38 protein-coding genes are annotated in these 23,281 nt (G+C 33.8%); 37 read left to right on the top strand and 1 reads right to left on the bottom strand.

What is annotated here, in order from left to right:
* Positions 1-1,375: 1,375 nt before the first annotated feature.
* From CS562_RS14520 to CS562_RS14345, 37 genes are all read left to right on the top strand, one after another.
* Entirely contained in the window at positions 1,376-1,624 is a 249-nt protein-coding gene (locus CS562_RS14520; protein ID WP_099856658.1) for a hypothetical protein, read from the top strand.
* A gap of 152 nt (positions 1,625-1,776) precedes the next feature.
* On the top strand, positions 1,777-2,973 hold the full coding sequence (locus tag CS562_RS14515; protein WP_099856752.1) for a hypothetical protein: 1,197 nt from the start codon (positions 1,777-1,779) through the stop codon (positions 2,971-2,973).
* A gap of 489 nt (positions 2,974-3,462) precedes the next feature.
* Positions 3,463-3,624 carry a hypothetical protein gene (locus CS562_RS32955; RefSeq protein WP_180287138.1) on the top strand — a complete coding sequence of 54 codons (162 nt, stop codon included), beginning with the start codon at positions 3,463-3,465 and terminating at the stop codon, positions 3,622-3,624.
* Complete coding sequence (locus tag CS562_RS14510) at positions 3,608-3,856, top strand: hypothetical protein (protein WP_099856656.1); 249 nt, start codon at positions 3,608-3,610, stop codon at positions 3,854-3,856. Before CS562_RS32955 ends, CS562_RS14510 begins: the two co-directional genes overlap by 17 nt.
* 32 nt (positions 3,857-3,888) lie before the next feature.
* The gene (locus tag CS562_RS14505; protein ID WP_099856653.1) at positions 3,889-4,230 is read left to right on the top strand and encodes a hypothetical protein; all 342 of its coding nucleotides are present in this window, start codon (positions 3,889-3,891) and stop codon (positions 4,228-4,230) included.
* Positions 4,231-4,425: 195 nt separating this feature from the next.
* A complete protein-coding gene (locus tag CS562_RS14500; RefSeq protein ID WP_099856651.1) occupies positions 4,426-4,953 on the top strand; it encodes a hypothetical protein in 528 nt (175 codons plus the stop codon).
* 81 nt (positions 4,954-5,034) lie between these two features.
* Positions 5,035-5,298 (top strand): hypothetical protein, encoded by a 264-nt coding sequence (locus tag CS562_RS14495; protein ID WP_099856649.1) that lies wholly within the window; start codon positions 5,035-5,037, stop codon positions 5,296-5,298.
* Positions 5,299-5,334: 36 nt separating this feature from the next.
* Entirely contained in the window at positions 5,335-5,586 is a 252-nt protein-coding gene (locus CS562_RS14490) for a hypothetical protein (RefSeq protein ID WP_099856646.1), read from the top strand.
* 51 nt (positions 5,587-5,637) lie between these two features.
* Positions 5,638-5,829: a hypothetical protein gene (locus tag CS562_RS14485; RefSeq protein ID WP_099856643.1), complete on the top strand. Its 192-nt coding sequence runs from the start codon at positions 5,638-5,640 to the stop codon at positions 5,827-5,829.
* A gap of 517 nt (positions 5,830-6,346) precedes the next feature.
* Positions 6,347-6,619, top strand: a complete 273-nt coding sequence (locus tag CS562_RS14475; protein WP_099856638.1) for a hypothetical protein — start codon at positions 6,347-6,349, stop codon at positions 6,617-6,619.
* A 48-nt stretch (positions 6,620-6,667) separates the two neighbouring features.
* Positions 6,668-6,805 carry a hypothetical protein gene (locus tag CS562_RS32950; RefSeq protein WP_180287137.1) on the top strand — a complete coding sequence of 46 codons (138 nt, stop codon included), beginning with the start codon at positions 6,668-6,670 and terminating at the stop codon, positions 6,803-6,805.
* 208 nt (positions 6,806-7,013) lie between these two features.
* Positions 7,014-7,448 (top strand): hypothetical protein, encoded by a 435-nt coding sequence (locus CS562_RS14470; RefSeq protein ID WP_099856635.1) that lies wholly within the window; start codon positions 7,014-7,016, stop codon positions 7,446-7,448.
* Between the two features lie 174 nt (positions 7,449-7,622).
* Positions 7,623-7,928 carry a hypothetical protein gene (locus tag CS562_RS14465; RefSeq protein ID WP_218966736.1) on the top strand — a complete coding sequence of 102 codons (306 nt, stop codon included), beginning with the start codon at positions 7,623-7,625 and terminating at the stop codon, positions 7,926-7,928.
* 343 nt (positions 7,929-8,271) lie between these two features.
* A complete protein-coding gene (locus CS562_RS14460; RefSeq protein WP_099856630.1) occupies positions 8,272-8,589 on the top strand; it encodes a hypothetical protein in 318 nt (105 codons plus the stop codon).
* Between the two features lie 1,182 nt (positions 8,590-9,771).
* A complete protein-coding gene (locus tag CS562_RS32945; protein ID WP_180287136.1) occupies positions 9,772-9,918 on the top strand; it encodes a hypothetical protein in 147 nt (48 codons plus the stop codon).
* A gap of 31 nt (positions 9,919-9,949) precedes the next feature.
* A complete protein-coding gene (locus CS562_RS14450; RefSeq protein ID WP_099856626.1) occupies positions 9,950-10,186 on the top strand; it encodes a hypothetical protein in 237 nt (78 codons plus the stop codon).
* A 47-nt stretch (positions 10,187-10,233) separates the two neighbouring features.
* A complete protein-coding gene (locus CS562_RS14445) occupies positions 10,234-10,677 on the top strand; it encodes a hypothetical protein (RefSeq protein ID WP_099856624.1) in 444 nt (147 codons plus the stop codon).
* Positions 10,678-10,904: 227 nt separating this feature from the next.
* Positions 10,905-12,806, top strand: coding sequence for an ATP-dependent DNA helicase (locus CS562_RS14440; RefSeq protein WP_180287135.1), 1,902 nt, complete (start codon positions 10,905-10,907; stop codon positions 12,804-12,806).
* A gap of 174 nt (positions 12,807-12,980) precedes the next feature.
* On the top strand, positions 12,981-13,898 hold the full coding sequence (locus CS562_RS14435) for a DUF3298 and DUF4163 domain-containing protein (RefSeq protein WP_180287134.1): 918 nt from the start codon (positions 12,981-12,983) through the stop codon (positions 13,896-13,898).
* A gap of 1,086 nt (positions 13,899-14,984) precedes the next feature.
* A complete protein-coding gene (locus CS562_RS14425; protein ID WP_099856617.1) occupies positions 14,985-15,365 on the top strand; it encodes a hypothetical protein in 381 nt (126 codons plus the stop codon).
* 45 nt (positions 15,366-15,410) lie between these two features.
* The gene (locus CS562_RS14420; protein ID WP_099856615.1) at positions 15,411-16,025 is read left to right on the top strand and encodes an RNA ligase family protein; all 615 of its coding nucleotides are present in this window, start codon (positions 15,411-15,413) and stop codon (positions 16,023-16,025) included.
* Between the two features lie 230 nt (positions 16,026-16,255).
* Positions 16,256-16,531, top strand: a complete 276-nt coding sequence (locus CS562_RS14415; RefSeq protein WP_099856613.1) for a hypothetical protein — start codon at positions 16,256-16,258, stop codon at positions 16,529-16,531.
* Between the two features lie 39 nt (positions 16,532-16,570).
* Positions 16,571-16,951, top strand: a complete 381-nt coding sequence (locus tag CS562_RS14410) for a hypothetical protein (protein WP_099856611.1) — start codon at positions 16,571-16,573, stop codon at positions 16,949-16,951.
* Positions 16,952-16,960: 9 nt separating this feature from the next.
* On the top strand, positions 16,961-17,269 hold the full coding sequence (locus tag CS562_RS14405; protein ID WP_099856609.1) for a hypothetical protein: 309 nt from the start codon (positions 16,961-16,963) through the stop codon (positions 17,267-17,269).
* Positions 17,270-17,299: 30 nt separating this feature from the next.
* Complete coding sequence (locus tag CS562_RS14400) at positions 17,300-17,683, top strand: hypothetical protein (protein ID WP_099856607.1); 384 nt, start codon at positions 17,300-17,302, stop codon at positions 17,681-17,683.
* A gap of 55 nt (positions 17,684-17,738) precedes the next feature.
* Positions 17,739-17,921 (top strand): hypothetical protein, encoded by a 183-nt coding sequence (locus tag CS562_RS14395; protein WP_099856605.1) that lies wholly within the window; start codon positions 17,739-17,741, stop codon positions 17,919-17,921.
* 266 nt (positions 17,922-18,187) lie between these two features.
* Positions 18,188-18,523: a LytTR family transcriptional regulator DNA-binding domain-containing protein gene (locus tag CS562_RS14390; protein ID WP_099856603.1), complete on the top strand. Its 336-nt coding sequence runs from the start codon at positions 18,188-18,190 to the stop codon at positions 18,521-18,523.
* Positions 18,524-18,626: 103 nt separating this feature from the next.
* A complete protein-coding gene (locus tag CS562_RS32940) occupies positions 18,627-18,788 on the top strand; it encodes a hypothetical protein (RefSeq protein ID WP_180287133.1) in 162 nt (53 codons plus the stop codon).
* Between the two features lie 32 nt (positions 18,789-18,820).
* Positions 18,821-19,069, top strand: a complete 249-nt coding sequence (locus CS562_RS14385; protein WP_099856601.1) for a hypothetical protein — start codon at positions 18,821-18,823, stop codon at positions 19,067-19,069.
* Positions 19,070-19,122: 53 nt separating this feature from the next.
* The gene (locus CS562_RS14380; RefSeq protein ID WP_099856599.1) at positions 19,123-19,356 is read left to right on the top strand and encodes a hypothetical protein; all 234 of its coding nucleotides are present in this window, start codon (positions 19,123-19,125) and stop codon (positions 19,354-19,356) included.
* Between the two features lie 48 nt (positions 19,357-19,404).
* The gene (locus CS562_RS14375) at positions 19,405-20,133 is read left to right on the top strand and encodes a UPF0489 family protein (protein WP_099856597.1); all 729 of its coding nucleotides are present in this window, start codon (positions 19,405-19,407) and stop codon (positions 20,131-20,133) included.
* An 85-nt stretch (positions 20,134-20,218) separates the two neighbouring features.
* Positions 20,219-20,479, top strand: coding sequence for a hypothetical protein (locus tag CS562_RS14370; RefSeq protein WP_125477283.1), 261 nt, complete (start codon positions 20,219-20,221; stop codon positions 20,477-20,479).
* 70 nt (positions 20,480-20,549) lie between these two features.
* A complete protein-coding gene (locus CS562_RS14365) occupies positions 20,550-20,762 on the top strand; it encodes a hypothetical protein (RefSeq protein WP_099856593.1) in 213 nt (70 codons plus the stop codon).
* Between the two features lie 24 nt (positions 20,763-20,786).
* Positions 20,787-21,149 (top strand): cyclic-phosphate processing receiver domain-containing protein, encoded by a 363-nt coding sequence (locus CS562_RS14360; RefSeq protein ID WP_099856591.1) that lies wholly within the window; start codon positions 20,787-20,789, stop codon positions 21,147-21,149.
* 16 nt (positions 21,150-21,165) lie between these two features.
* Positions 21,166-21,363 carry a hypothetical protein gene (locus CS562_RS14355; protein WP_099856589.1) on the top strand — a complete coding sequence of 66 codons (198 nt, stop codon included), beginning with the start codon at positions 21,166-21,168 and terminating at the stop codon, positions 21,361-21,363.
* Positions 21,364-21,405: 42 nt separating this feature from the next.
* The gene (locus CS562_RS14350; protein WP_099856587.1) at positions 21,406-21,639 is read left to right on the top strand and encodes a hypothetical protein; all 234 of its coding nucleotides are present in this window, start codon (positions 21,406-21,408) and stop codon (positions 21,637-21,639) included.
* A gap of 53 nt (positions 21,640-21,692) precedes the next feature.
* Positions 21,693-22,673 carry a hypothetical protein gene (locus CS562_RS14345; protein ID WP_099856582.1) on the top strand — a complete coding sequence of 327 codons (981 nt, stop codon included), beginning with the start codon at positions 21,693-21,695 and terminating at the stop codon, positions 22,671-22,673.
* A gap of 40 nt (positions 22,674-22,713) precedes the next feature.
* On the opposite strand, the gene CS562_RS14340 is transcribed toward CS562_RS14345, so the two are convergent.
* A complete protein-coding gene (locus tag CS562_RS14340) occupies positions 22,714-23,199 on the bottom strand; it encodes an RsfA family transcriptional regulator (RefSeq protein ID WP_099856579.1) in 486 nt (161 codons plus the stop codon).
* Positions 23,200-23,281 lie beyond the last annotated feature (82 nt).

Below are 23,281 nucleotides of genomic sequence, written 5' to 3'. Positions count from 1 at the left end.
GGATGTAAGGTAGAAATTACAGTTGTACCAAGGGGAAGTGAGATTGGGGGTATGTTGGAGAAGTTTAATCATGTGTGTGTATCATAAAAACGTTGACGTATCATAGGAAAATAGGTGATGAGAGGTTGTGGAATGGCTCAAATAGTGTGGTTACAGAATTGTAATGAATTGAGAAGTATAGATATAAGAAGGGGAAAATTGGACGAGTACGATTGAGATTGTGATTAAAATTTGGCGAAAATCGAGAATAAAGTTACAAATAGATTACAATAATATGGAAAATATATGGGAGGGGATGAAATATAAATCATGGTGTGGAAGCGGAAGTGCTAGGCCACTATTTTCCAATTCGTCCTCTTTTCTGGATTTAAAATAGCCCCCCATACCCTTGCTAGATACTACACAAGATATATTGTGTGGCATCTAGAGCATACAAGCACATTCGTTTAAACGATCCAATAAGCTGCTGAATTGTCAAGTTATTTCTAAAAAAAATATTCAAAAAGCTCAAAATTTCTGAAAAATTCATTACACACACCATATACCCTATGGGGGTATAATATAATCGCTGGGTAACAGACTTTGCATAAATCATGACTTATATCAAATTAAATTGTACACTATCTAATTGTTGTTCATTATATTTATCATCATCTACTCACATTCTCATCATCCTAATATGTCTCCTTACCAACTCACTCAGTATACTCACCACTATCTTATCCATCTCACCTATACTATTACTATCACATACACTATACCATTGCACTATCTCACTCTATACTATTCTCATTTCAATTTTCATCTTTTCAATCTCTAATCCTACTTTTCATTTCCAATATTCCATTTACCTATTCATCTTCCCTATATCCAATACCACTTACCAATCTTAGTATCAATTTAAGAATAAAAACATGTACAATTTTAATTTAAAATGGTATAATATTATTAAGAAGTTGATACAGGGGGTGAATACATGATACCAGAACCACTATCCAATGATACATTGCTTACACTTATACCTCAACTAGCATCACAAGGCAATATAGCACTATCATCACATGCTGAAATAAGACTTAATCAGCCTGATAGGAATTTCACCTATGAACGATTACTATTCATACTACGGCATCCTAAGAGTATTACAAGTGAATGGGATGAAGAGAGGAAGCGATACAAGTATAAGGTACAAGGTTACAACAAGCGTCATGCAATAGTTAGCCTTATCATAAGCAATACATATATCAAGGTAGTCACGGTGTTCTAACTGTGGCTACTGATTCACCTATTTAAATTACATACGATTGGGGTATAATACAATATGATTACATATGGCAACGGAGTAGCCAACACAATAAATGAGGAGGTAACATATATGAGCAGCTTTAATGAGGCTTACAACAATGATAAACAATACAAAGAGTCATTGATCAGTAGTACAATAACACCAGATAAACAAGAAGCATATATTAATGCAGTGGACTATACTATTGATGATTTAATTGGTGTAATGGAAGCTTATAAACATGGATCTATTACAGATGAGAAAGAAGCACAAGAACAGATTAGAGTATTCTTGGAAGAATATACTGTTAAACTATTTAATATCACTAAAGGGAAATGATTTTTTATTTCTCTTTTAAGTATAAATATAATATTTAAATAATAAAACAATTTACGATTCCACTCTAGAAATAGGGTTTTACATATAAGAGACTAATACATTTAAAATTGAAAGGATGAAAAAGCATTACAATTAAAGTTGTTGATTCAATGATGGGCGCAGGTAAGACAAGCGCAGCTATAAACCTAATGAACAATGTGGATGAAAATAAATATATTTATATTACTCCATACTTAGATGAGGTTGTTCGTATTAAGCAGTCTTGTGTAGCGAGAAAATTCTATGAGCCAAAAGTTTACACAAGTGAAGGGGAAGTATATTTCAAACTTGATTCTTTACATAAACTTTTAACTGAAGGAAAAGATATTGTAACTACTCATGCTTTATTTAAGTTGGCTACGGATGAGACTAGAGAGTTGATCTATAATGAGGGTTACACATTAGTACTGGATGAAGCATTGGAAGTTATCCAAGAGTTAAGCGTGTCACCAGATGATACTAAGATGCTATTAAAAGAATGGATGAAAGTAACGGACAGTGGTTTAATTCAATGGGACACTGCCAAAGAAGATAAGCAGGGTACTTATAATGGTAAATTTCAGTTAGTGAGAAGATATGCTCTAAACAATAATTTAGTCATTCATAATGGGGTAATACTGTTATGGAACTTTCCTCCTAACATTTTTGGTCTGTTTAAAGAAACATATATCCTAACCTATTTGTTCAGATCACAATTACAGAAATATTACTTTGACATTCATGGTGTTAGTTATGAGTACTGGTCTGTTGAAAGAATAGAGAATAGATATCAATTTACAAATAAGTGTCATCTATCAGAAACAAAAACTAAAGAAATTATCAGAAACAAAATAAATATATATGATGGGATCTTAAATAAAATAGGTGAGGGTAATTATTCACTATCTAAGTCATGGTACTTGAACAAGAAGCATTTACACAAACAACTTAAGAACAACACTTTAAACTATTTCAGTAATATAATGAATTCAAAATCTGATAAAAATATGTGGACTACATACAAAGACTTCAAACCAAAGATTAGTGGGAAAGGTTATACTAAGGGATACGTTTCAGTAAATGAACGAAGCACAAATAAATATCAAAACAAAAATGTCTTAGTTTATACTGTGAATAGATTCCTTAGTCCAATTTTAGAAGGATATTTCAAAAGTATGAATATAAAAGTAGACCAAGAAATGTTTGCCTTATCAGAACTAATCCAATGGATCTGGAGAAGTGCAATCAGAAATAATCAACGAATTGATATATACCTACCATCAGAAAGAATGAGAAGATTATTAGTGTCATGGCTGAATGATGAATTATAATCTATTGCTTCAAAAGCAATAAACTCTTCAAAAAACCCGCATAAACACTGGGGAAAATGGACCTAAGTCTTAAAAGAAAAGTATTAAAAAAATATATTTAAAATAGTACAATATATACATAATTGTTTGAGATAATAATAGGTGGCGAGATCCATTCCGTTTCACTCCATGGCTGTCGCTCACCTTCATCCACAACTTACGTTGTGTCTGTCATTTATATTATTCTTTCCTTTGACTAACTCTAAAAAAGTTGGTCTATTTGTCATTAAGAATAAAAATATGTATTGCAATATAATGATTTGTCATATATAATGAATATATAAGGTAAAGGAAAACGAAACAAGGAGCTGAAAACAAATGAGTCAATCTAAACTTGCAGTACTGAAGTCACAATGGGCACGTAAGCAAGCACTGAAAAGTAAAACAATCGTAGGCGCATTGATCCTTCGTTAATATAAAGAATAAAAATAATTAAAGGTGGTAATTAAAATGGTTGATAACATGAATAAAGAAGAATTAGAAATGGCTATTTTGGAAAACGATATTGTTGATGTCATGGATTTACCGGATGATATTAGTGTGGATGAGCTTCGATCAATTGTGAGAGAGTGGATACTAAATGGAGACGAAACTCATGAGAGCTGCAAATAAAATTAATAAAGAGTCCATGAAAGTGGCCTTTCACATAGATAAATTGATAATAAAAGGAGGAGATCACATGGTGCGAATCTATTACATAAGTCCAGTACATAAAACTAATCCATACACAGCGTTTAAGCAATCTCAGCAAAGAGTAAACTCACAAAACCAACCCAAACGTTCATCAGCAGGGTTATCTTTCAGCCAACACCTTGAGCTTGTTGAATCTTTAATTAAACAATAAAAATAATAAAAAAGAATTGGATGTGTGATAAAATGAAGAAGATTACAATGGTGCTGATGGTACTTGTATTAAGTTTGATGGTGACTAGTGCAGCTTTTGCTAATGCCAATGAGGCAGCTCCTAAACAGGCCATAATGAAGATTGAAAAGGTATATTACATGAAGGGCAGCGGTTATTATGTTGCTCATACCACTAAGGATAAAGATGGACACTTCTGGGTGTTACAAGTTACTGATATCTCTACACCTAAAGAAGATAAAGCATTTAGTCAGGTGCTACGTAAACAGTATAATGGCAAACAGGTTGTGGTAACTTATGTTGAACCATTTGATGAGGACGAAGAAGTAGAGATCTGGGATGTTAAAATTAAATAGATGTTATTCATGAGATTCCTTAAAGGAGTCTCTTTTCTGTTATTAAGAGTAAAGATATGTATTGACAATATAGTATAGTGAGCGTATTATATAAATATAAGGAACAGGGAATACATAGGAAACATTGTACTGGAACCATTTAAAATACTCATATCATATAGATTTATAATTCTTATAACAGAGGAGGTAAGCAAATTGGATAACATGACAATTACTAGTGCTATTGAAGTGAATACGGAGTTTTTAGACTGTTTGTACAATAAGCGTACTAATCTCATCGAAGATCTTTCATCAGAGTCTACCAATACAGACACTAGTGAGGAGCTTTCGAAGGTTAACGACCTCATCGAATATTGGGAAGGCTTTCTGTGTCAGTTGCAGGAACGTCTAGGAGTCGAGGAAGAGAAAAAAGACAGCCAAGACACGAAGGGGGTTGCACTTGAAGTCGATCCGCTTGTAGATGTCATACGGTTTACAGAGGTACAGTACGCTGCGAAGCATGATCGTCGCATTATCATTAAACGAGTGTTAGAAAAACTTTCCGCAGCAGGCGACATCATTTCGTCAGATCTAACACATTCTTTATATGGATACACAAATCACTCGCTGTCAGGTACGGTTCAGGGTACGAATGGGACATTCCATTTATCAATTGTTCGAGCTGGAGGTGTCAATCTCAAACGATCTCACCACCGCATCACAGTAAATAAAGTAATTGAATAAATGGATACATCAATTAATAGATCAAGTTGGACAATTTAATGTAAAAGAGTGATTTTATAAAGACAATAAGGAGTTGATAACATGATCGATTCAAAAATTATGATGCTGATACACAATGAAAAGGAAGAAATAAAAGCGAAACAGCGTCATTTGCTTATAAAGTACGGATTTGGAAAACATTCAAGAGATATCAAAAAGCAAACATCAGAAGCCTTTTTTAAAATGGCCAATGAAAGCAAGGAAGATTTAGATAAATTTGTTGGATTGGAAAAAGAATATGTATCCTGTAATAGTAAGTTAATCAGTATGGGGATGAGCAAAAAAGAAGTATTGGAATCCAGATAAAATTCTTGTTTTACATAGACAAAGGAGGAATGAATCTTGCGATTTAATGGTGTTGAACTAACAGAAGAGACGATTAAGATCACAAGAAAATTATTCGCCAACATTGCGCTGGAGTGCATCGAGGAAGTTAAAAATGGAAAGGTAATAGTAAATGATCCAGAATCATATTTTGCATGGCGTAAAGAAGAAGTAAAGGATGCAATGGGTGGCAAAATTGATTACACATTAACTTTCTTGCAACGTGCATATTATATACAGACTGGTGAAACAATCGCTTTGTTGAATTAATATAATAATAAAATAATACAAAATTTATATATAAATAAGGAGAGTGAATTCATGAAAAAGGTACTAGAGTACATCCACGTAACTTATCACTACGAATCCAGAGAAGAGCGAGATGAACATGTTGCCCAAATGGAGGCTGAAGGATGGGAGGGCAGCGGTCAAATTAAAGAGACAGCATCATTGCACACTGGTGAATCTGTCTACTGTGGGAAATTCGTGAAATACAATCCATTTATAAAATAATACATAGGAGTGATCAGTATGAAATACACATTCGAAAACTGGATTCAAACAGAGTATTGGGAGGGTGCATTGATCACTTCTCCAACAGGATTAGAGTACTTAACGAATGGAGTTTCAAAATGGGAGCCAAACGCAAACAGAAAGTATAGAGTTGTTGACAACATTAGCAATAAAGTTGACTTCAAGAGTCGATGGAATATGTATTCGCCATATGATCATATTGAGGGAGTGAAATAGTTTATGAAAGATGAATTGGTCATTACATTGAAATCAACCAATAGCTCTACAGATATTATAGACTTTGTAACAGAAGTAAACAAAACGAACAACCTGTCTGCACTCGTGTTATCAAGATCGGAAAATAGCAATCAAATTGAAATAGAGATTTATAAAATCAATTCTTAATCATCGTCATATAATGAATTTGTTGAGAGATTAAAAAGTATAAATTATGTTCAGATAGTAAATTTAGCTTTTGAATTAAAATGATATCAATATAGAAAAAGGAGTTGTTTGTGTGGCAGTTGAAGAAGGCCATGACTTAGCCAAGAAGATTATTTATTGGGCTAACCGAGGATTAGAAATTAGTTACGATATTATTAATCAGATTGAAAATGGACACCAAAAAGATGTTGAATCTGGACACTCGCCACTCCACACGTTCACTGTTTATGTCTTCAGTAAGGAGCAAGAGGACTATGTTTATACACTAAGCCATGACGATCCAATTGAGGCACTGAAAGACGGTGTAGCCTATTGCGAAGACAAGTTTAAAGACTATGTCTATTGACGCAAATATGTTATCAAAAGTTTGATATTAATTGAAGGAGTGGTCTGGATGAACGACAATCAAATGTTGACCGTACTTGAGCAAGAGGGTTTCGAAGTCGCAAACGAAACTGAAGTTATTTGGAAACAGGCTCATGAGATTGGTTACGTATGGGATGAAGTGGATCAGAAATGGATTAAAGTTTAACAATGCATGAATATACAGGATTCAAATTATAACACTCGCATTTTGTGATACTTTCATTCAGCAGTATGCATAAATAGTTGATTTGGAGTAGTTGAGACAATGGTAGAGTCTATATGAAATGCTTATTTCAATTAAAGCGATATAAGCACTAATTGGAAATATAATGTATACTAAAATAAATACATATCAAAGCAAAGGAAGATTCTATTTGAGGCGCATTTATCTAAGATTTTTAATGTTAGTTTCTTCATCTTTTATTATTTATGGGATCGTGGTGATTTTCGCTGGGATTACAGTCTCCCCGTTCTTCTCAGCAGTAATAACAATTCTTTCTTTTATTGTTTCACTCATGGTTCTCCTTTTTACCTTATTGAAAAAGGTGACCTCAAAAATGCATAAAAGCGTAGTTGTATTTGCTATTCTATTAATGCTTGCAGTAATTGCAAAGCTTCTTTATCTACTATTTACACGCAAGCTTGATGAAGAGCTTGATTTAAATCTATTATCAAACTATTCAACTATTGTGGCCTTTGGAGTATCACTTATTCCCCTAGTTCTTGACGGAAGCAATAATAGCGGAAGACAAATGTATGTATCTTTGAGTGGTGATAAGAAAGTTATATTAAGGAAACAAAAGTTTTGAACAGATGTATGTAAAACCAGTCTTTCTTAGAGATATACTATAAGATTATAAGGGTTAGATTGAGAACAGAAAGTGTGGTAAATTAATACTGTCAAAACCATGTTAAAGGGACATCTATCCATAGGAGGGATTGAAATTAACAAAATTGAGAGTACATATTTAAAAGTTGAAGAAATGGCTAAGTCGGAAGGTTTGGAAGTGAAGCGTTTCCCAGAAATATCTAACGATGTCGTATTGGTAGGTAACCTAATTTTGGTATGGTTATCAAACCTACACTGGAGAAATATAACTACAAGTGGAGCAAATCCAGCAGATAGGGATTATGGAGGAACAGTATCGTTGGAAAACCTATTTCAATCTATTAGGCTTGAAAAAGAAACATTTGAAAGAAATAGAACAGCACCGTATTCAATAACCAGATTTATGATGACAGAAGAACATATGAAGAACAAAATAAGAGAAATAATCTACAAAAAATGAATGCAAGAGCCCAACAGGCTCTTTTTTATTTAGTTAAAACAAGACTTTTACCATCAATAACGATAAAATAATACTTGTATATGTATTTTTATTGTTGTATAATTAGATTCAGATAGAGATGATAATACATAAAGAGGTGTTAGGATTGAGTGCAAGAGATTTACTGAAAAGTTTGAAGGAAGACTATTTAATGAATGACAACTTAAACTGGGAAGAAAGAATGAACATTAAGAATAGGATTGCTACAATTGAAGACAGGTTGGGTATTCCATTGAACTTTAGGTTCATGAGATAATAAAAGAAATGTAAGACCAAAAACACTTGAATGGGAGATGACTTATAAATGACTATTAAAAAAGTAAGAACATTCATCACCAACGGCAAAGGAAGATGGGCTGAGTTCCCGTTGACCAGTGAAGACAAAGCTGAAATCCAAAATCACTTTGATGAAAATTACGAAACATTGCGTGTAAGTCCAACTTTAACATACTATTTAGACGATGAATTTAAGCGAAGTATTGAAGTTAACGTTAGAGACTTTACTTTAGACCAAATGAATGAATTAGCAGAAGCAATTCAATATTATACTGAGAAGAAAAGAAAGAATGCCTATCTAAAGAAAATGGAACGTTTTGGTGATTTGAAAATAGGTAGAAATTAAGACCAAATGAAATTTTAATTTGATCAAGAAGGAGCAATCAGATGAATAGAACGAACTATCATTTGACAATCAAAGAAAACAACCAAGATTTCTACTTCCATAAAGAATTCATTTCTACTGGCGATATAGTTAAGATCGGTGGATATAGAACTGTAGTGATTCATAAACAATATGACAGTCCGTATACTGAACTAACTGCCTCATTGGTTAATGAGGGTGAGACGATAATTAGAAATGATGAATTAAGGTAGTCAAGATACTATGAAATGTTACACTTACATAACAAAATAAAAAACACTGGATGTTTTATAGTCCAGTGTGAAGCTTACATGAAAAAGATATTGACTTTTAAGAATAAATATATTAACATTATATAGTACCCTCTGATCATTCGCAGTGAACAGAGGGCGGGCCTTACAAAGACAATAATATTGTGGCAAAACTTCACCACTGAATCTATACTACCATATTCTGTATATCGTTTCAATATAGTTTATGGTTTTATCATAGATATCATGTGGTGAAGGAGGTTGATATGCATGGAAAACAAGAGACTCGCAACAATCAATTTGGTATGTATTACTGTGTTAGTTTTAACTCTATCTGTTTCTTTTAAAGTAGTACCAGTCAACTTTGTAGAGCAGTTAATAACTTTGTTTAGTTTAATTTAAGAGTAAAAATAGGTATATAGTTCATATAATATAAGTACATAAAAAAAGGAGTCTGCGATTAAGCAGCTCCTTTTTTATTTCTTTTTAATAACTAAATACACGGAAACTATAAGCAATATTGTAGCTAAAATTAGAACTACATACACGTATTCAATCTTAGACGTAGTTATGTATAATATGTATCCTAGTAGTGCAAGACAATTTCCAATTACCCAAAACAAAGTACTCTTACTCATAAAGCATCAGTAAACATAGTGTACTGCTCCTCCTAAAGTACTAGTTCATGCAATAGGATTATTCTAGTTCAGTATGATACTTTTATCAAGGATTTTCATTGTTAAATGAAATTAAACACAATAAGAATAAAAATATGTATTGTAATTATAGTGTTATGATGCTATGATTAGATCAGGAAGTAAGAAACGATGTACCAGCAAAAGAAACAATGTGCTGTAACGATACATAAGACTAAGTGAAACAACGATTTTACATAGAAATGGAGGGATACACGATGCAGATAAACAAGAGAAGAGAAGAACTTACAGAAGACGAGATTGTGGAGATTTACGACAATTATGTTGAATGGGGCTACCATAAAGGAGAAGAACCGTTTGGCTTTGAAGATTGGTATCAAGATACGTTCGGCAATGAGAGTTGATCAAAACAGTATTTCAAAAGGAGGAATAAGAGTGAAAAACCTGAAAGATGTAGCGAATGTTATTTTTAATATGAACAATGGAGAATCGTTTGATTTTGAGGTAGTCATTGGTGATACTACATATTATGTTGGTGCAAAATGTATTCATGTAATGGATCTGGATAGAGTAATTGTTGCAGCTTACGGACGAAATGAGCGCGATGTATTGATTAGTGCATTCGATTCTAAAGATGAAATTCATCATAAGCTTGTCAAGGCATTCCAATGAGAGCAGGATTTTAAATAGAAAGGAGGAGTTGAGAGATAACTACCTTAATGATAGTTTTAGCTATTTTGATTCTTGCCTTGTTACTTATAACTATCGATTGGATGATTCATTTATCAATGACGTTGGATGGTTCAATTAAGTCTGGTTGGGCCAGTTATTCAACTTTTATAAAATGGTTCCACAATTATGAGTGGAAGGGCGATAATGTTTTCAGAGGTAGCCTGTGGAATAGAGAAATGAAATGTACATATCATGCAGGGATAATTAAATTTGAGGATGTTGGTATGAAAATAAACGACCCTTTTAGCTATTTCCTTGTACGTATATACACTAGAAAATACATCAAGAACCATAACAAAAATAATGTTTTCAGCTTTCAAAATGAATTGATTAAGAGAAAACCAAAAAGAGAAGGCTATAATGTAAGTCTTCCTAGTGGAGAAGTGATCTATGTATCTATGGAAGAGATATATGGGAAGGTTTTAGAATGAAACAGTTATTTTACAGGATATGATTGGTATCGCACACATGTTCCTCTATTAGTTTACGTGATATAATAGTTGTTGAATGCATTTAATAGGGGGAGATACATATTTCATGGTTATTTGATCGGCAGCTTTCTAAGAAAAAATTAGAACCAAAGCTAATAGACAAAGTTTTTGAAATATACGAAAACGTCGAAGCGTATGGAATGCATCCCAGGGAAGGTCAAGAAAATATGTCATTAGATATTGTAGAGGCTTTTACTGACGATAGCAATCTAATAATAGAAGCAGGGGTAGGAATTGGTAAATCATTTGCATATTTGATACCTTCATTATTAATTAATGAGAGACTTAGAAAGCCTATTATTATAGCAACTTCTTCAATACAACTGTCCGAACAAATTTATGACGATGTATACACAATTGCACATCGATTAGGTTTTGATGAGGTTAGAGCTGTAATCGGTAAGGGAATGGCCAATTATTCATGTCAAGAGCGCACTGAGAGAATAATCGAAATGGGTTTAATTAAAGAAGGAGAACATTTTTTTGAAAGCTTAGTGACACAAATTTCATCCGGAAAAATTAAGCAACGGAGTGACATATCTTTTGGTGTGTCAGATAAGGACTGGAATAGAGTCTCTGTAAATAATTGCACTTACGAAAAATGCACTTACAGGAATACCTGTGAGTTCTATAAAATGAGGACTTTAATAAAAACTGATGCTAGGGTAGTTGATTTTATTGTAGTGAACCAAGATTTACTAATTAGAGATTTGATTCGAAAATATGAAACCGGAAAAGGTTTTATGACTGACAGCAACGTATTAACAATAATTGATGAAGCTCACAATTTCGAAGAGAAGGTTAGAAGTGCTTTAACATTAAAATTTAATCTTTCAGATTCAAAAAAATCTATAAGAAATATATCAAGATTACTCGATTCAAGAGGTGTTTACACCCACTTACGGAGTATAGACATGCTTGTTTATGAGCTTGAAAATATATTTAAAACAGTTAAGGATCAGATTGATAGTTATGTATCATCAGAGTCTGAGAGGTATTCAATATCAACTATCAACTCAGTTGATTTCCAGGCACTTATTGAACATACTAAAGAACTTATCACATCAATGTCTCTGATTGATACAGGTAAAAAAGAGAGACAGATTGATGACTCATTGCAAGAATTGAGAGATTTCCATACGCTTTTTTCCATCTTAGGAAATGTTAAGTCTGATTATCTCATTTGGTCTCAAAAAGCGAACAAAAATACTGTTGAACTTAGTTATTGCCCAAAAAATATAAAAGATGTACTGACAGATAGATTATTCTCAGGCCGAAACTCAGTTATCCTTACTTCGGCTACGATTTGTCAATCTGGCTCATCTCTTGAAGAAAGATATGATTACATTACAAAGGCATTAGGATTCAAGGGAGTACTGGGAGAACAACAATTCTCGCCTTATAAGTATGAAGAAAATGCTCTAATGTACGTTACCAATGACATGCCTATGTACAGAGTGAAAAATGAGGACAATAAAGAGGTTTTTCTAAAGGCCGCTACTGATAAAATTGTAAAACTTTGCAATTTGACTAACGGCAGAACACTGGTCTTATTCTCTGCAAAGGAAGATCTAAAGCTTGTAATCGAAAACTTATCAAAGATTAAAGTTAACTGGCGGATTATTGTGCAAAAAGAGGGATCTTCTCAAGATTCTGCAATCACTGAATTTAAAGAAAGTAATGGTGTGCTTTTTGGAACAGGGATCTTTTGGGAAGGGATTAATATCTCTGGATCAGATTTATCTCAGGTAATTATAGTGAGACTTCCATTTCCAGTTCCAAGTGACCCTATTACTGAACATAAGATCAATAATTCTAAAGATCCAATGAATGAAATATTTCTTCCAGAAATGCTAATTAAATTGCGCCAAGGGACAGGTCGCCTAATTAGGACTGAGACTGATACAGGCATCATTAGCATTTTGGATTCACGTTTAAGCGAGGGTAGCAATAAGCCATACAGAAAGTCTGTATTAAGTTCGTTACCATTTAAAACGTACACAGAAGACTTCAATATGGTGGAGAAGTTTGTTTCAGAAAAAGTAATTCCTAAATTAGAACAGCATTAATTATATATAGCGACCAATTTTGATTACTGAGTTGGTCGCTAAAATCATATAAAAGTCTGATTTTATACTGACATATAAATTCATATTGTTAAATTTGGGAAATCAGCATATAATTCTTTAGACCTACTTAATGAGTCATGCCCACAACCGATGTGGATTTGTAGAGGTGAAAGAATGAAATTTAATCTTAAACGATGCTTTATCATTATTTTGTCTATTATCATGTTTTTTCCATCCCACTACGTCGACGCAGCTTCTACTGCCAGTGTTAAAACAAAAGTACTAAACTATAAAGGACAAAAGTATATCCAACTTACGGGTGGTAACAAAAAAGCAACAGATAAGATCAATAAAATACTAAAAACTCACGCATTAACGGCAGTTCAATTAGACACAGAATTAAAAAAACAATCAAAACAAAATTTTTATAAAACATCTCCAAGTACTAAATTCAATAAAAATGAGAGACTATCTATAGTCTATACTGATAGCGCCTTTATGGGCGGCGTTCATGAAATATATTCAACATTTACATACAACTTCAATTTAAGTAATGGCAATGTTATTACTTTGGGGGATGTAGCAAAAAGTACAGCCCAAATAAGTAACTTAGTTGTTTCGATAAGTGCAGGTTTAAGTATACAAAAGCGTGCAGGTATAGAAATATATGATGAAAGTATAGACAACTATCCAATTGGCCCCGATTCCACATTTTTCTTCTATGATGGTGGTATTGTTGTTCGATTTAGTCCCTACGAGGTTGCCCCATTTTCGGAGGGGTTCATAGATGTGAAAGTCCCATATACTGCTCTAAACGCTACTCCCTTCACATCAAGCAACAATACGCCTCTTGTTCCTACTGTTCCAGTTACATCGGACACTATAGAAACTAAAATAGACGATGATTTCGAAGGTTACGAAGAGGGGAATTTATATGAACTTGCCAATGGACAGATCTGGAAACAGGTTGATTATAAATATTCCTACAGATATTCGTACAGACCTGATGTTATTATCTACAGGGACGGATCTAGGTACTATATGAAAGTTGATGGAATGACGGACAAAGTACAAGTTGAGAGAATTAAATAGTAGGATATAGGCACGGTTCACATTGAGCTGTGTCTTCTTTTTATGAAAGATTAATTTTACCCATATGAATCTCCAGTGTTAGAATATATGTATACAGACAACTTAGAACATACTGGATGGTGAATGCAATGAGTAAACCTCTTGTCAAATGTTTGAGAGATGGTTGTGAGAATTGCAGAAACGAAAATGCTCCTATGGGACTGTGCTATCCATGTAGGGAGTATCTGATTGACACTGCAAGAATAATTAGAAACTCAACCAAAAAAGCAACACACAAGACTAAAATGGATTTAATGCAGTATGGCTACAGTATTTGCAGTGTCAAAAGTTGTAGGGCAAGATCGTTTATGAGAAACAGATGTAAAAAGCACTATATTGAATTCATGAGCAAAAACACTAATTAGTAATCAAGTTTGTATATTAGACACAGTTATTCATTGGCTGTGTCTTTATTTTGAGAAACACTGTATATTGTGTTACAATCAAACTGTGTAATCAATATGTAGTGAATGGGGGTGATTATATGAGAAAGTTTTATCCAGTCTTCGGAGTTTTGTGTTTAGTATATCCTATTATGTCATGGATCTTGTACATAGCATATAGTAACAGTCCAAAGCAAACAGATTATATGGGTACACCTATCGATAACAGCTTAAACAACTGGCTTTATACAACAGCGTACGATTACTTTGTTAACGGTGGAGTTGTGGTATTGTTTTTAGTAGCAGCGGGAGTATTTTTCTATCTAAGTATAAAAGACAAATATCAGTTTTAGGTTGTGAGATAACAGGGGATGCATTAAAGCATCTCTTTTTCATCATTTAAGAATAAATATATGTATACATTAATTAAAATATGTGATAGTATAAGGTTATCAAATAGATGAGGTGATTGTCGTGTACAAGGTTCTTGTAATTGAAAAGATACTTGATAAAATTGAATACAATACATATGGATTTCCTACAGAAGAACAGCAGCAACTTTTCAAATCCCTTTGTGAAGAGGATGAGAATATCATAGTAATCGCTCCACCTATCACTGTGGCAGTTTAAATGAAACTATAATTTCATAAGGAGTTGATCTTTAATGGCCGAATCAAAGTGGCAGGGCGATTATAAATATAAAGGATTTATCATTTGGAATGCATCAGAGAAGGACTGGGTAGTAGAACCAGAGTGGTCAATTGAGGGGATTGAAAATTTTAAACACCAACTTCCACAACTTGAAACCATCGCGAAAGCAAAGAAATGGATTAGAGAAATCGGAGTACATTTAAAAGAAGACGATTTCTTGAAGGACAAGACGGAGATGGGAAGGGAACATATAATGCTTAAAGCACTGAATGCAATTGATACACATGGAATAGCTGTTGAAGAGGTCAGCCACGAAGAGCTGATTGAGTACATAGCTGAGTTAAAAGAGATAGCGTATAAAGCATTGGTTGATGTGGGCGATAGAACTGAATAAAATGATCCTTTCACCCAAATAAATTAACTAGAGGAGAAATAAATTATGAATCGTGAAAATATTGAACTAGTGACTAAGTATCTAGAATTCGAAAAAATGTTTCCTCCATTTATCCGTGATATGGAGACTGGTCTATGTACAACAGAAGTAGCAAGCGGTTGGGAATGGTGCTTTGATCCAGCACAGGCAATTGTTCTTGAGAAGATAGATGGAACGAATGTGAAAATTATTGTTGATGGAGTTAAGCTTGAAATCTATGCAAGAAATCAAAAACATAAGGGTTATGTGAAGACTGAACTTAACGATCCTCAATATAAATACATCAACGAAGCTGTTGTTAATCGAGTTTCTAAGAGATCAAAGAAATTTAAAGATGGTGAATATTATGGAGAGGCTATTGGCGTGAATATTCAAGGAAATAAATATGGCTTAGATCGAAATATGTGGTATACGTTTGAACCTCATAAGGATGGAGTAAGTGTTTATAAGGATTTTCCACAAACAGACGATTATGATATGTGGAAAGAATGGATTCTTAGTCTCAAGTCACTACTAAATCCAGATGTTGAGGCAGAAGGAGTAGTATTCCTTAATCGAAGCAATGGTAAGATGGCTAAACTGAGAAAAGATATGTTTTCAACTAACTATAAGCATAGATAATGAAATGAATATTTTATAAGGAGTGAGGGTGGAATGGAACTAGTCTTATCTGACTCAGAGCGAGAGATGGTTAGGCAGAGTTTACTTGATACCATAGTTAATTCACCTAATTTTAACCCAACAGAAAAAGAGTGTATGGAGGATGTTTATCATCGTATAGTAGATTATGAGAATCAAATTTAAAGTATATGAAAAGATTATTTCATTAAAACGAAAAAGGAGAATTTATAATGAAGCAAGATATGAATTGGATGAAAGTGGAGCACACCTTGAGATTTTATGAGTGTGAAGTTGATAATTTTATCAGCACAGATTTTTCTATATTAAGTGATATAAAATCGAATATTATAGCTTTAATTGGATGCAAGTACATGGGTGACAGTAACATTACCTTTAAAGTAAACATGCTTTCTGAACTAAAAGAGAACATTGGATTATTACAGAGTAATTACCCTTCCTCCACTCATAGACTAAAAGAAGTGATGGAATTTGCAAAGTGTATGTAAAAGGATTCTTTCACAAAGACTAATGAGGGGTTGATTACATTGGAATATAATTGTCGTATTCTTTGCACTATGTCTGTAAGCTGTGAAGTTGATGGTGAGAAGTACACTATTAATGAAAATGATGTATTGCACGTACAGTCCCAATCTATTGATAAACAGAAATGGTTTGTTTTTATTCCATCAATTAGTAAGTATGATTGGATTGAGAAATATCACTTTGATTTCTTAATTGATAAAAATGTTACATATCCCAAATACTTTGGTGAATTTAAATTGCCTGTGATTAGTGAGAACATTCATTCATATACATGCATTCAACCAAGTGGTTACGTTACATGGGTTTCAAAATTAGATGCGGTAACAGTTCAGGATTATAATGAAGCACAAAAGATCAATTGTGACGAAATCCGTTTCAGATAAGGGGAAGCGATGGACTATATTAAATTATTGTCATCAAAATACAATCTGATTCTAAGTTGGTCTAGATATGGTGTGACTGTTCTGGAGGGTGATGAGTTGCATATCCAACTTATCGAACCACATCACAGGACAGACTTTCAATACTGTATGAGAGCTGAATTCCCAGAGACATTCGATAGATGGGGTGTAGCATTGTTTGAAGAGGAATTCTTAAACGATGGGGGATTCTTGCAAGCAATAGAGGCACTTGATACTTTTATAAGTGATAAAATAAATATCGTTAAAGAAAAGCTATCAAAAGGTGCAAGACTGGAATAAAAGAAGTATTTTAAAAGGAGTGGTCACATAGTGTCTGAAGTGGTTGCAAGATGCATTAAGGAAATTTCGAGAGTAATGCCCCCAATAAGGGGTATGCATAAGGAACTGGCTGAACAAATGAAGAAAGAGTATAAAGTTGAAGTCAACGACATAGTCCATGTTGATGTAAGTGAAAATATCTATTTCTTCTATCTAAATCATGAAAAAGTTAATATGGATTACACAGAGCTGAAGGATCATTTCGTGATTGTTTGGGAAAGAGGCTGTTACAACACATGTATTAGAGAAGGACAGGCTTGTAAAAAGATTGGACACTTTATCCCACACGATACTACAAATAGAGATAGAGCCGCTTCAAACTGCTGTCAGTTGGGGTGGGAAATTGGACGAGCTGAATGCAGGATGTTTGAGTAAAATAAGTCTTTTATAATCATTTAAACAATAAAAATACGAAAAGAGGAAATTATTAATGAATACTTATAACCTGATAGCAAATGGAGAAGTTGTAGATTCTATTAAAGAAGAGGGACGTTGCAAAGATACTATGGCTTATGTGCTCATGGATCGTGTTTATGCTCTCACAAGTCAATTAAGACAACACATCAACGTAGTTGTACAAGAAACAGGAAAAGAGCACTATTACAATGTTTAAGCATGGGAGACGCTTTGCAGATGGGACACTATGGGTTATGAATCGGAGCGGAAAATGGATTACCCTTAAAGAAGCAGCACAAATACATAGATATAAGTGAGCAACTAAAGAGGTGACTAACAATCGCCTCTTTTAAGAATGAAAATATATATTGTAAAAGTAATAATATGATGATATAATTCATATATAAGGAAACAGCGTACTCGAAACAGTAACTTAGTATTGTAAATGAGAAAAACTATATCTCTATGTGAGGTGAAAACATAATGAATATTCCTGTAATGGATATAGAAATTAAGGAAGTAAAGATGATAAGTGTAGATGAAGTACAGTATATTGTAAGATCAGGCAATAACGGTTCAATACAAAAAGTATCAACAGAAAATGGTGAGTACCGCATACTTAGTGAAACAGAATTTGTTAAGTATCTAACAGATACAGGACAATTAAAGGTTTCTGATGGTGGGGTTGCTGTAAACCTAAAGAAAGTCAAAAGAATTGATCCAATGAACAGAAAGCTTGTGTTCAGTGAGGGTAAAGAGGCATCGGTATCTACGGCTAGATTCAAAGAAATTGAAGAAGAGATAATGAATCTTACCTAGTTATCTTTATTATGTCGCCGTATAATAGTATTGTAGATTGCGGCGACATGTTATACATATGGTTGTGAAAGGTTTATTTCATACAAACAGAGGAGGGATAAGAATGTTTTATTATTGGTATTTGTTGGGGGGAATCTATACATTGGTGAGTTCAATTGTTGCCCTTAAGAATAGAGAATATTCTAAAGCTGGATCATTTGCCTTAACTGCTGGTATTCTTATTATTTTAGTACTTACAACTCCAACATTTCTAGATGGATTATGAATATAAACATTAACAGAACGGAGGAAAAATAGATGAAAACCAAGATTTCTTTATTGTATAAGAGTGGAGCGGAAAGAAATTATCAGACAGACTTCGGACTTGATGACAAGGTAACTATTGAAATTATGGCAGAGCATGCTAAAGACTTTGTATATGCAGCGATTAATAAAGCCTTTAGAACTGGAGTGAATGAATTCATTGAATTTGTTACTGTAGACAGTGAGACAGTATTGGTGAATGTTCATGATTTGGCTGAAATTAATTTTAAAGTGGTTAACTAATGTTAGAAGATAATCAAATAACTATTTTATAAGCAATTTAGGAGGAGGATATTATGATTAAACTACCATGTGTATTCCCTAAAGATGAAAACAGAGGGATGGGAGACAAGGTGTTTTTCTTTGAGGTAGCAAAAGAGAATGATGATTTTGTACGAGTATACGAATTTGAAGAAGACGAAAAATACACTATTATGCTCCACAAATCAAAGATACGAGAAATCGATAGAGATATGTATGAATTCAAACTCGGAAACTTTTACCTGAAAGATAAATTTAGTCAGTTTTAATCAAATGACTGTTTCATTCCCAAAAAACAGCTAAGAGGAGTCTGTCTAATGAGAATCTTGGATATTGATCTTGATTTATTTTTATATGCGTATGATGGCTTATCACACGATAGAGAAGATAACAACAATGTTCCTTTTGAGGAAGAGAGAGTTAGACAATTCTTGGAGAAAAGATGCGGACTGTCGAAAGAAAAACCAATTGAGGGCGTATTGGTTCAACAACATCATGAGGCGTTCTTATACTGGGAAGAATTAGTGGAAGCTCAGCGATTGACTGTCCCATTCGAGGTTGTACATGCCGATATGCATTCAGATCTTTATACAATGAGCTATACTTACATTCTAGGGGAATTAATGCATGAAAGTGTCGGGAATAGAGTGGGTAAGATGGATAAATCGAAACTACATTTTAGCAATTATCTTGTTTTCGCTCTTGCATGTGGGTGGATAAACCATTTAACTTATGTTACTCATTATGATTGGGATGATAACGACGGGTTAAGTGACATCTATTTTAGAGATTTTAATCCAGAATCAGGACTTTTGCATTTAGCTGCATATAATCCTAGTGAGATATCAAGTTACTCTAATTTTACTGAGAACAAAATTAAATCAGATAAGAATCGTCTAAATATACCATTTAATACTATTGATATGGACGATTATCAAAATACCGTTGAATTTGATTTTGTTGTGCTCTGCCGATCAAAAGAATACACGCCTGAAGAGTCTGATAAACTTATCCCAGTCATAATGGAATACATTAAGGTTATATAAAATGGCTGTATTACTATCTTGAGAGTGAGGTAAATGAATGGAGTACGCTGTGTACTATAAGTCTCAGGAGAATAATTCAAAGATAATGCATAAAGAATTACCTAATGAGTTAAAAAGCAGATACACTAAAAGTGCCAAATACATCTATAAAGTATTTTATCAAGTATATACAGGAGAAGATGAGAATCTGGAGAAATCCATCACGATAACAAGCGATAAGGAACTAAATATCGACGAATTATCAGACAAAATCGCCGCTATTTATGATAACGAAAGTGAGTTTAATGATTATCGTCTATATCAACTTGTTGCGATTCTTGTAGAAGCCGCATACACAAATTATTAGCATTTCTATATCCAGCAAGAATCAATGAAAGATGTGTTTTACAGAATGAAATATAAAGGAGCAATGATAAATGAGTGATCAACCAGAGACGCTTGAAGATCTCATCAAGGAAATGGATAGAAATAGTGAGCGTTACGATTTTCCAGATGAGTACTTATTAGAACATGAATACGCAATGCCATCAATTGGCGAATTTACATACGGAACTTCATATACTCCAACTGCATGGGCTCTACCGTACCTGAAAGAGCTCCTAGAACTAAGAAAGCAAACTAAGCAATAAATCCCCATTAAAGGTGGTGCGACCATGACAGATAAGATTAACCTATACGTAGACGACCTCAGAGACTGTCCAGATGGCTTTGTGGTCGCTCGTACATACTATGAAGCAATACATATACTTGAGACCAAAGAGGTGGCTATTCTTACATTAGACCACGATCTAGGTGAGGATGTAGATGGTAAAGAGCTACCCAATGGATATGAATTGGTGAAGTACTTATGTGAGCATGGATTGAGGGCCGATAAGATCTACATACATACTGATAATCCTGTAGGACGACAGAACATGTACGAGACTCTGTTAGCAGCTCAACGCAGAGAGTTTATTGATGAGGATATTGAGATATATCATTATCCAATAACGGTGAATAAGTATTCTGGGGAGTAACGAGAGGAGTAATACGATGAAAGTTAAATATGTTCATGATAGACGTGATGAGGAGTTTACACTGGGGAAGAAATACGATTTCCAAGTTAAGGAGTACGGTATTGAGATTGTAGATGATCTCAATGATCAGCATGTGATTGCAACTAAAAACAATAAATACAAGCGGTATGAACATGACGAATTTTTTATGTTTAGATTTGAATTTTGTGATTAAGTAAAAGGCATGTTTCATTTAGAAAAAAGGAGCTGACTAATTATGAGCGTTAAAGTGCCTAAGAAAATAATTGTTTTGGCTGATTCTGTATATAGTCACTTACTTTCTGCAAGAGCAGCAGAAGCAAAGATAATGGAGTGGTTGAGATCAAAGGGTTATGAACCGAATGATAGTGATGTTTTTGGGATGCTCTCTAATGCCGAATACGGAGGAAAAGACTTTGCTGAAGCTCTTGAGGATGCAATTGAATGCGGTGAACTGGAGAAGATAGACTAAAAACATAATGAAATGCAAGTTTGATTAAAACTTAGAAGGAGAGGAATTGTGTTGTGGAAAACTGGAGGCTAAGCAAAGAAGAATATAAAATACTTCTCTCATACATAGGCTGTGGCGATATTCCTAATGCTGATATTTTAGTTTTCGGCAATGAAGAGGGGACAGGCGGGTATAGTGTAACAGAGAATGTAAAAGCCAGAACGCAGTTAATTTTAGCTGGTGGGGATGTTAGCAATTACAGTATTGAGGCTAGCAATTGGCGAGAGGGATTTTTTTATCCAGATTCAGATCAACTTCTTGCAACTCATGAGAATAAACGGACGAAAGATTTTACTGCTGGTGTATTTAATGCTGCCATTGCAAGGCTTTGTCTAGCCCATGAACGAAGCTCAAGCAACAATTGGTTTCAAGGTGCTACTAATGTACTGGCATATGAAGCAATCAAAGAGTACATTGGTAGAAGACTTTATAAGCCAAGAGCTGAGGGAATTCAAACTGCTTTAATTGACTGGAGGCCACTCCCTAGGCTAACAGAGAGAATCTGGCCGATTGAATATGGAGCCGTTGCAGCATCACCTGAAGACAAGCCAAATCAAGATAATCCCTATTTAGCAGTTTTCAATAAACCTAAAGGCAGATTCAATCCCAAAAAGTATACCACTTCAAGTTTTAGTGACTTCAAAGAAGATATGAATTTTAGAGCAAGTATAATAAAAAATGCTTTAATAAAATCGAAAGCACAAATTCTTCTTGGGATTGGTGGAGCGGGTGGCTTTAAAAAGGATGCTCTTGAAGTAATGTTTGGAAAAGATATTTTTTCAACAATACCTTTTACATGTGATATGAGAAACAGCAAGGGACAGTTACAAAAAGCGTTTAAAGCAGAAGTACCATTAGATAACAAGACCTTGTATATTTTCTTAATACCATTTCCTTCTGCTGGACAAGGGTTTTCATCTCAAGAAAATGCCTTGGGTATGCTGGAGGAACTTTCAAACAATTATTTGGAACCAATTTTGATGAAGACTAAATAAAATGTAGATTTCACATAGATTAAATAACAAAACCCACCAATTAAATGGCGGGTTTTTTGTTGTGTTCAAATAATCCTAGTTCTGATGCTTTAGCAATTAGAGCTGCAAGAGCGTCTCTATTTTGACTCGCATCTAGAGACATCTCAGAGCGCCTAGAATCGATTTCTGATGATACATCCTGTATCTTTACCTTGATGAGCCGTATCTGAGCTTCAGACAATATTAGATCCTGTTTAAGTGCTTGAAGGTATTCAACAATGTATTCAATATTAAGAGTAAATGGAGGAGATTTTATCGAAGAGCGTTTATTGCTTAATTTTCTATGTTTGGCTTCTATAATCTCTTCAATGTATTTTTGTCTAAGGTAAGAGTTCCATCTAAAACCACAGGCGGCGGCTGTGCGATCAAGCTCTAGGCCTACATCATAAAATGCTTTTAATTGTGTTTCTCCAGTAGTTATATAGTTTAATACAATAGTAGCTAGTAATTTATCCTCATCAGCATTCCAACTATCTTTTCTTATCATGTTTTCACCTCAGATTACTTTTAATTACATATATATCCTATTTGTCAATAGAATATACCTTGTTTTGGAAATATTTAACCCC

It is taken from the genome of Paenibacillus sp. LK1, from assembly GCF_002750415.1.
Taxonomy (GTDB): domain Bacteria; phylum Bacillota; class Bacilli; order Paenibacillales; family Paenibacillaceae; genus Paenibacillus; species Paenibacillus taichungensis.
The sequence above is the reverse complement of the archived record's forward strand: the minus strand, read 5'-3'. Positions and strand labels throughout refer to the sequence as shown.

Bases quoted from the DNA above. Each gene is read 5' to 3' on its own strand.
- CS562_RS32950 (WP_180287137.1), top strand. From the start codon at position 6,668: ATGAACGACAATCAAATGTTGACCGTACTTGAGCAAGAGGGTTTCGAA.
- CS562_RS32955 (WP_180287138.1), top strand. From the start codon at position 3,463: ATGGTTGATAACATGAATAAAGAAGAATTAGAAATGGCTATTTTGGAA.
- CS562_RS14355 (WP_099856589.1), top strand. From the start codon at position 21,166: ATGAAAGTTAAATATGTTCATGATAGACGTGATGAGGAGTTTACACTG.
- CS562_RS14440 (WP_180287135.1), top strand. From the start codon at position 10,905: ATGTCATTAGATATTGTAGAGGCTTTTACTGACGATAGCAATCTAATA.
- CS562_RS14510 (WP_099856656.1), top strand. From the start codon at position 3,608: ATGAGAGCTGCAAATAAAATTAATAAAGAGTCCATGAAAGTGGCCTTT.
- CS562_RS14415 (WP_099856613.1), top strand. From the start codon at position 16,256: ATGAAGCAAGATATGAATTGGATGAAAGTGGAGCACACCTTGAGATTT.
- CS562_RS14405 (WP_099856609.1), top strand. From the start codon at position 16,961: ATGGACTATATTAAATTATTGTCATCAAAATACAATCTGATTCTAAGT.
- CS562_RS14425 (WP_099856617.1), top strand. From the start codon at position 14,985: ATGGCCGAATCAAAGTGGCAGGGCGATTATAAATATAAAGGATTTATC.
- CS562_RS14495 (WP_099856649.1), top strand. From the start codon at position 5,035: ATGATCGATTCAAAAATTATGATGCTGATACACAATGAAAAGGAAGAA.
- CS562_RS32945 (WP_180287136.1), top strand. From the start codon at position 9,772: ATGCAGATAAACAAGAGAAGAGAAGAACTTACAGAAGACGAGATTGTG.
- CS562_RS14385 (WP_099856601.1), top strand. From the start codon at position 18,821: ATGAAAACCAAGATTTCTTTATTGTATAAGAGTGGAGCGGAAAGAAAT.
- CS562_RS14375 (WP_099856597.1), top strand. From the start codon at position 19,405: ATGAGAATCTTGGATATTGATCTTGATTTATTTTTATATGCGTATGAT.
- CS562_RS32940 (WP_180287133.1), top strand. From the start codon at position 18,627: ATGTTTTATTATTGGTATTTGTTGGGGGGAATCTATACATTGGTGAGT.
- CS562_RS14360 (WP_099856591.1), top strand. From the start codon at position 20,787: ATGACAGATAAGATTAACCTATACGTAGACGACCTCAGAGACTGTCCA.
- CS562_RS14365 (WP_099856593.1), top strand. From the start codon at position 20,550: ATGAGTGATCAACCAGAGACGCTTGAAGATCTCATCAAGGAAATGGAT.
- CS562_RS14380 (WP_099856599.1), top strand. From the start codon at position 19,123: ATGATTAAACTACCATGTGTATTCCCTAAAGATGAAAACAGAGGGATG.
- CS562_RS14515 (WP_099856752.1), top strand. From the start codon at position 1,777: ATGGGCGCAGGTAAGACAAGCGCAGCTATAAACCTAATGAACAATGTG.
- CS562_RS14435 (WP_180287134.1), top strand. From the start codon at position 12,981: ATGAAATTTAATCTTAAACGATGCTTTATCATTATTTTGTCTATTATC.
- CS562_RS14350 (WP_099856587.1), top strand. From the start codon at position 21,406: ATGAGCGTTAAAGTGCCTAAGAAAATAATTGTTTTGGCTGATTCTGTA.
- CS562_RS14460 (WP_099856630.1), top strand. From the start codon at position 8,272: ATGACTATTAAAAAAGTAAGAACATTCATCACCAACGGCAAAGGAAGA.
- CS562_RS14370 (WP_125477283.1), top strand. From the start codon at position 20,219: ATGCATAAAGAATTACCTAATGAGTTAAAAAGCAGATACACTAAAAGT.
- CS562_RS14395 (WP_099856605.1), top strand. From the start codon at position 17,739: ATGAATACTTATAACCTGATAGCAAATGGAGAAGTTGTAGATTCTATT.
- CS562_RS14520 (WP_099856658.1), top strand. From the start codon at position 1,376: ATGAGCAGCTTTAATGAGGCTTACAACAATGATAAACAATACAAAGAG.
- CS562_RS14420 (WP_099856615.1), top strand. From the start codon at position 15,411: ATGAATCGTGAAAATATTGAACTAGTGACTAAGTATCTAGAATTCGAA.
- CS562_RS14390 (WP_099856603.1), top strand. From the start codon at position 18,188: ATGAATATTCCTGTAATGGATATAGAAATTAAGGAAGTAAAGATGATA.
- CS562_RS14485 (WP_099856643.1), top strand. From the start codon at position 5,638: ATGAAAAAGGTACTAGAGTACATCCACGTAACTTATCACTACGAATCC.
- CS562_RS14465 (WP_218966736.1), top strand. From the start codon at position 7,623: ATGGCTAAGTCGGAAGGTTTGGAAGTGAAGCGTTTCCCAGAAATATCT.
- CS562_RS14445 (WP_099856624.1), top strand. From the start codon at position 10,234: ATGATAGTTTTAGCTATTTTGATTCTTGCCTTGTTACTTATAACTATC.
- CS562_RS14505 (WP_099856653.1), top strand. From the start codon at position 3,889: ATGAAGAAGATTACAATGGTGCTGATGGTACTTGTATTAAGTTTGATG.
- CS562_RS14340 (WP_099856579.1), bottom strand. From the start codon at position 23,199: ATGATAAGAAAAGATAGTTGGAATGCTGATGAGGATAAATTACTAGCT.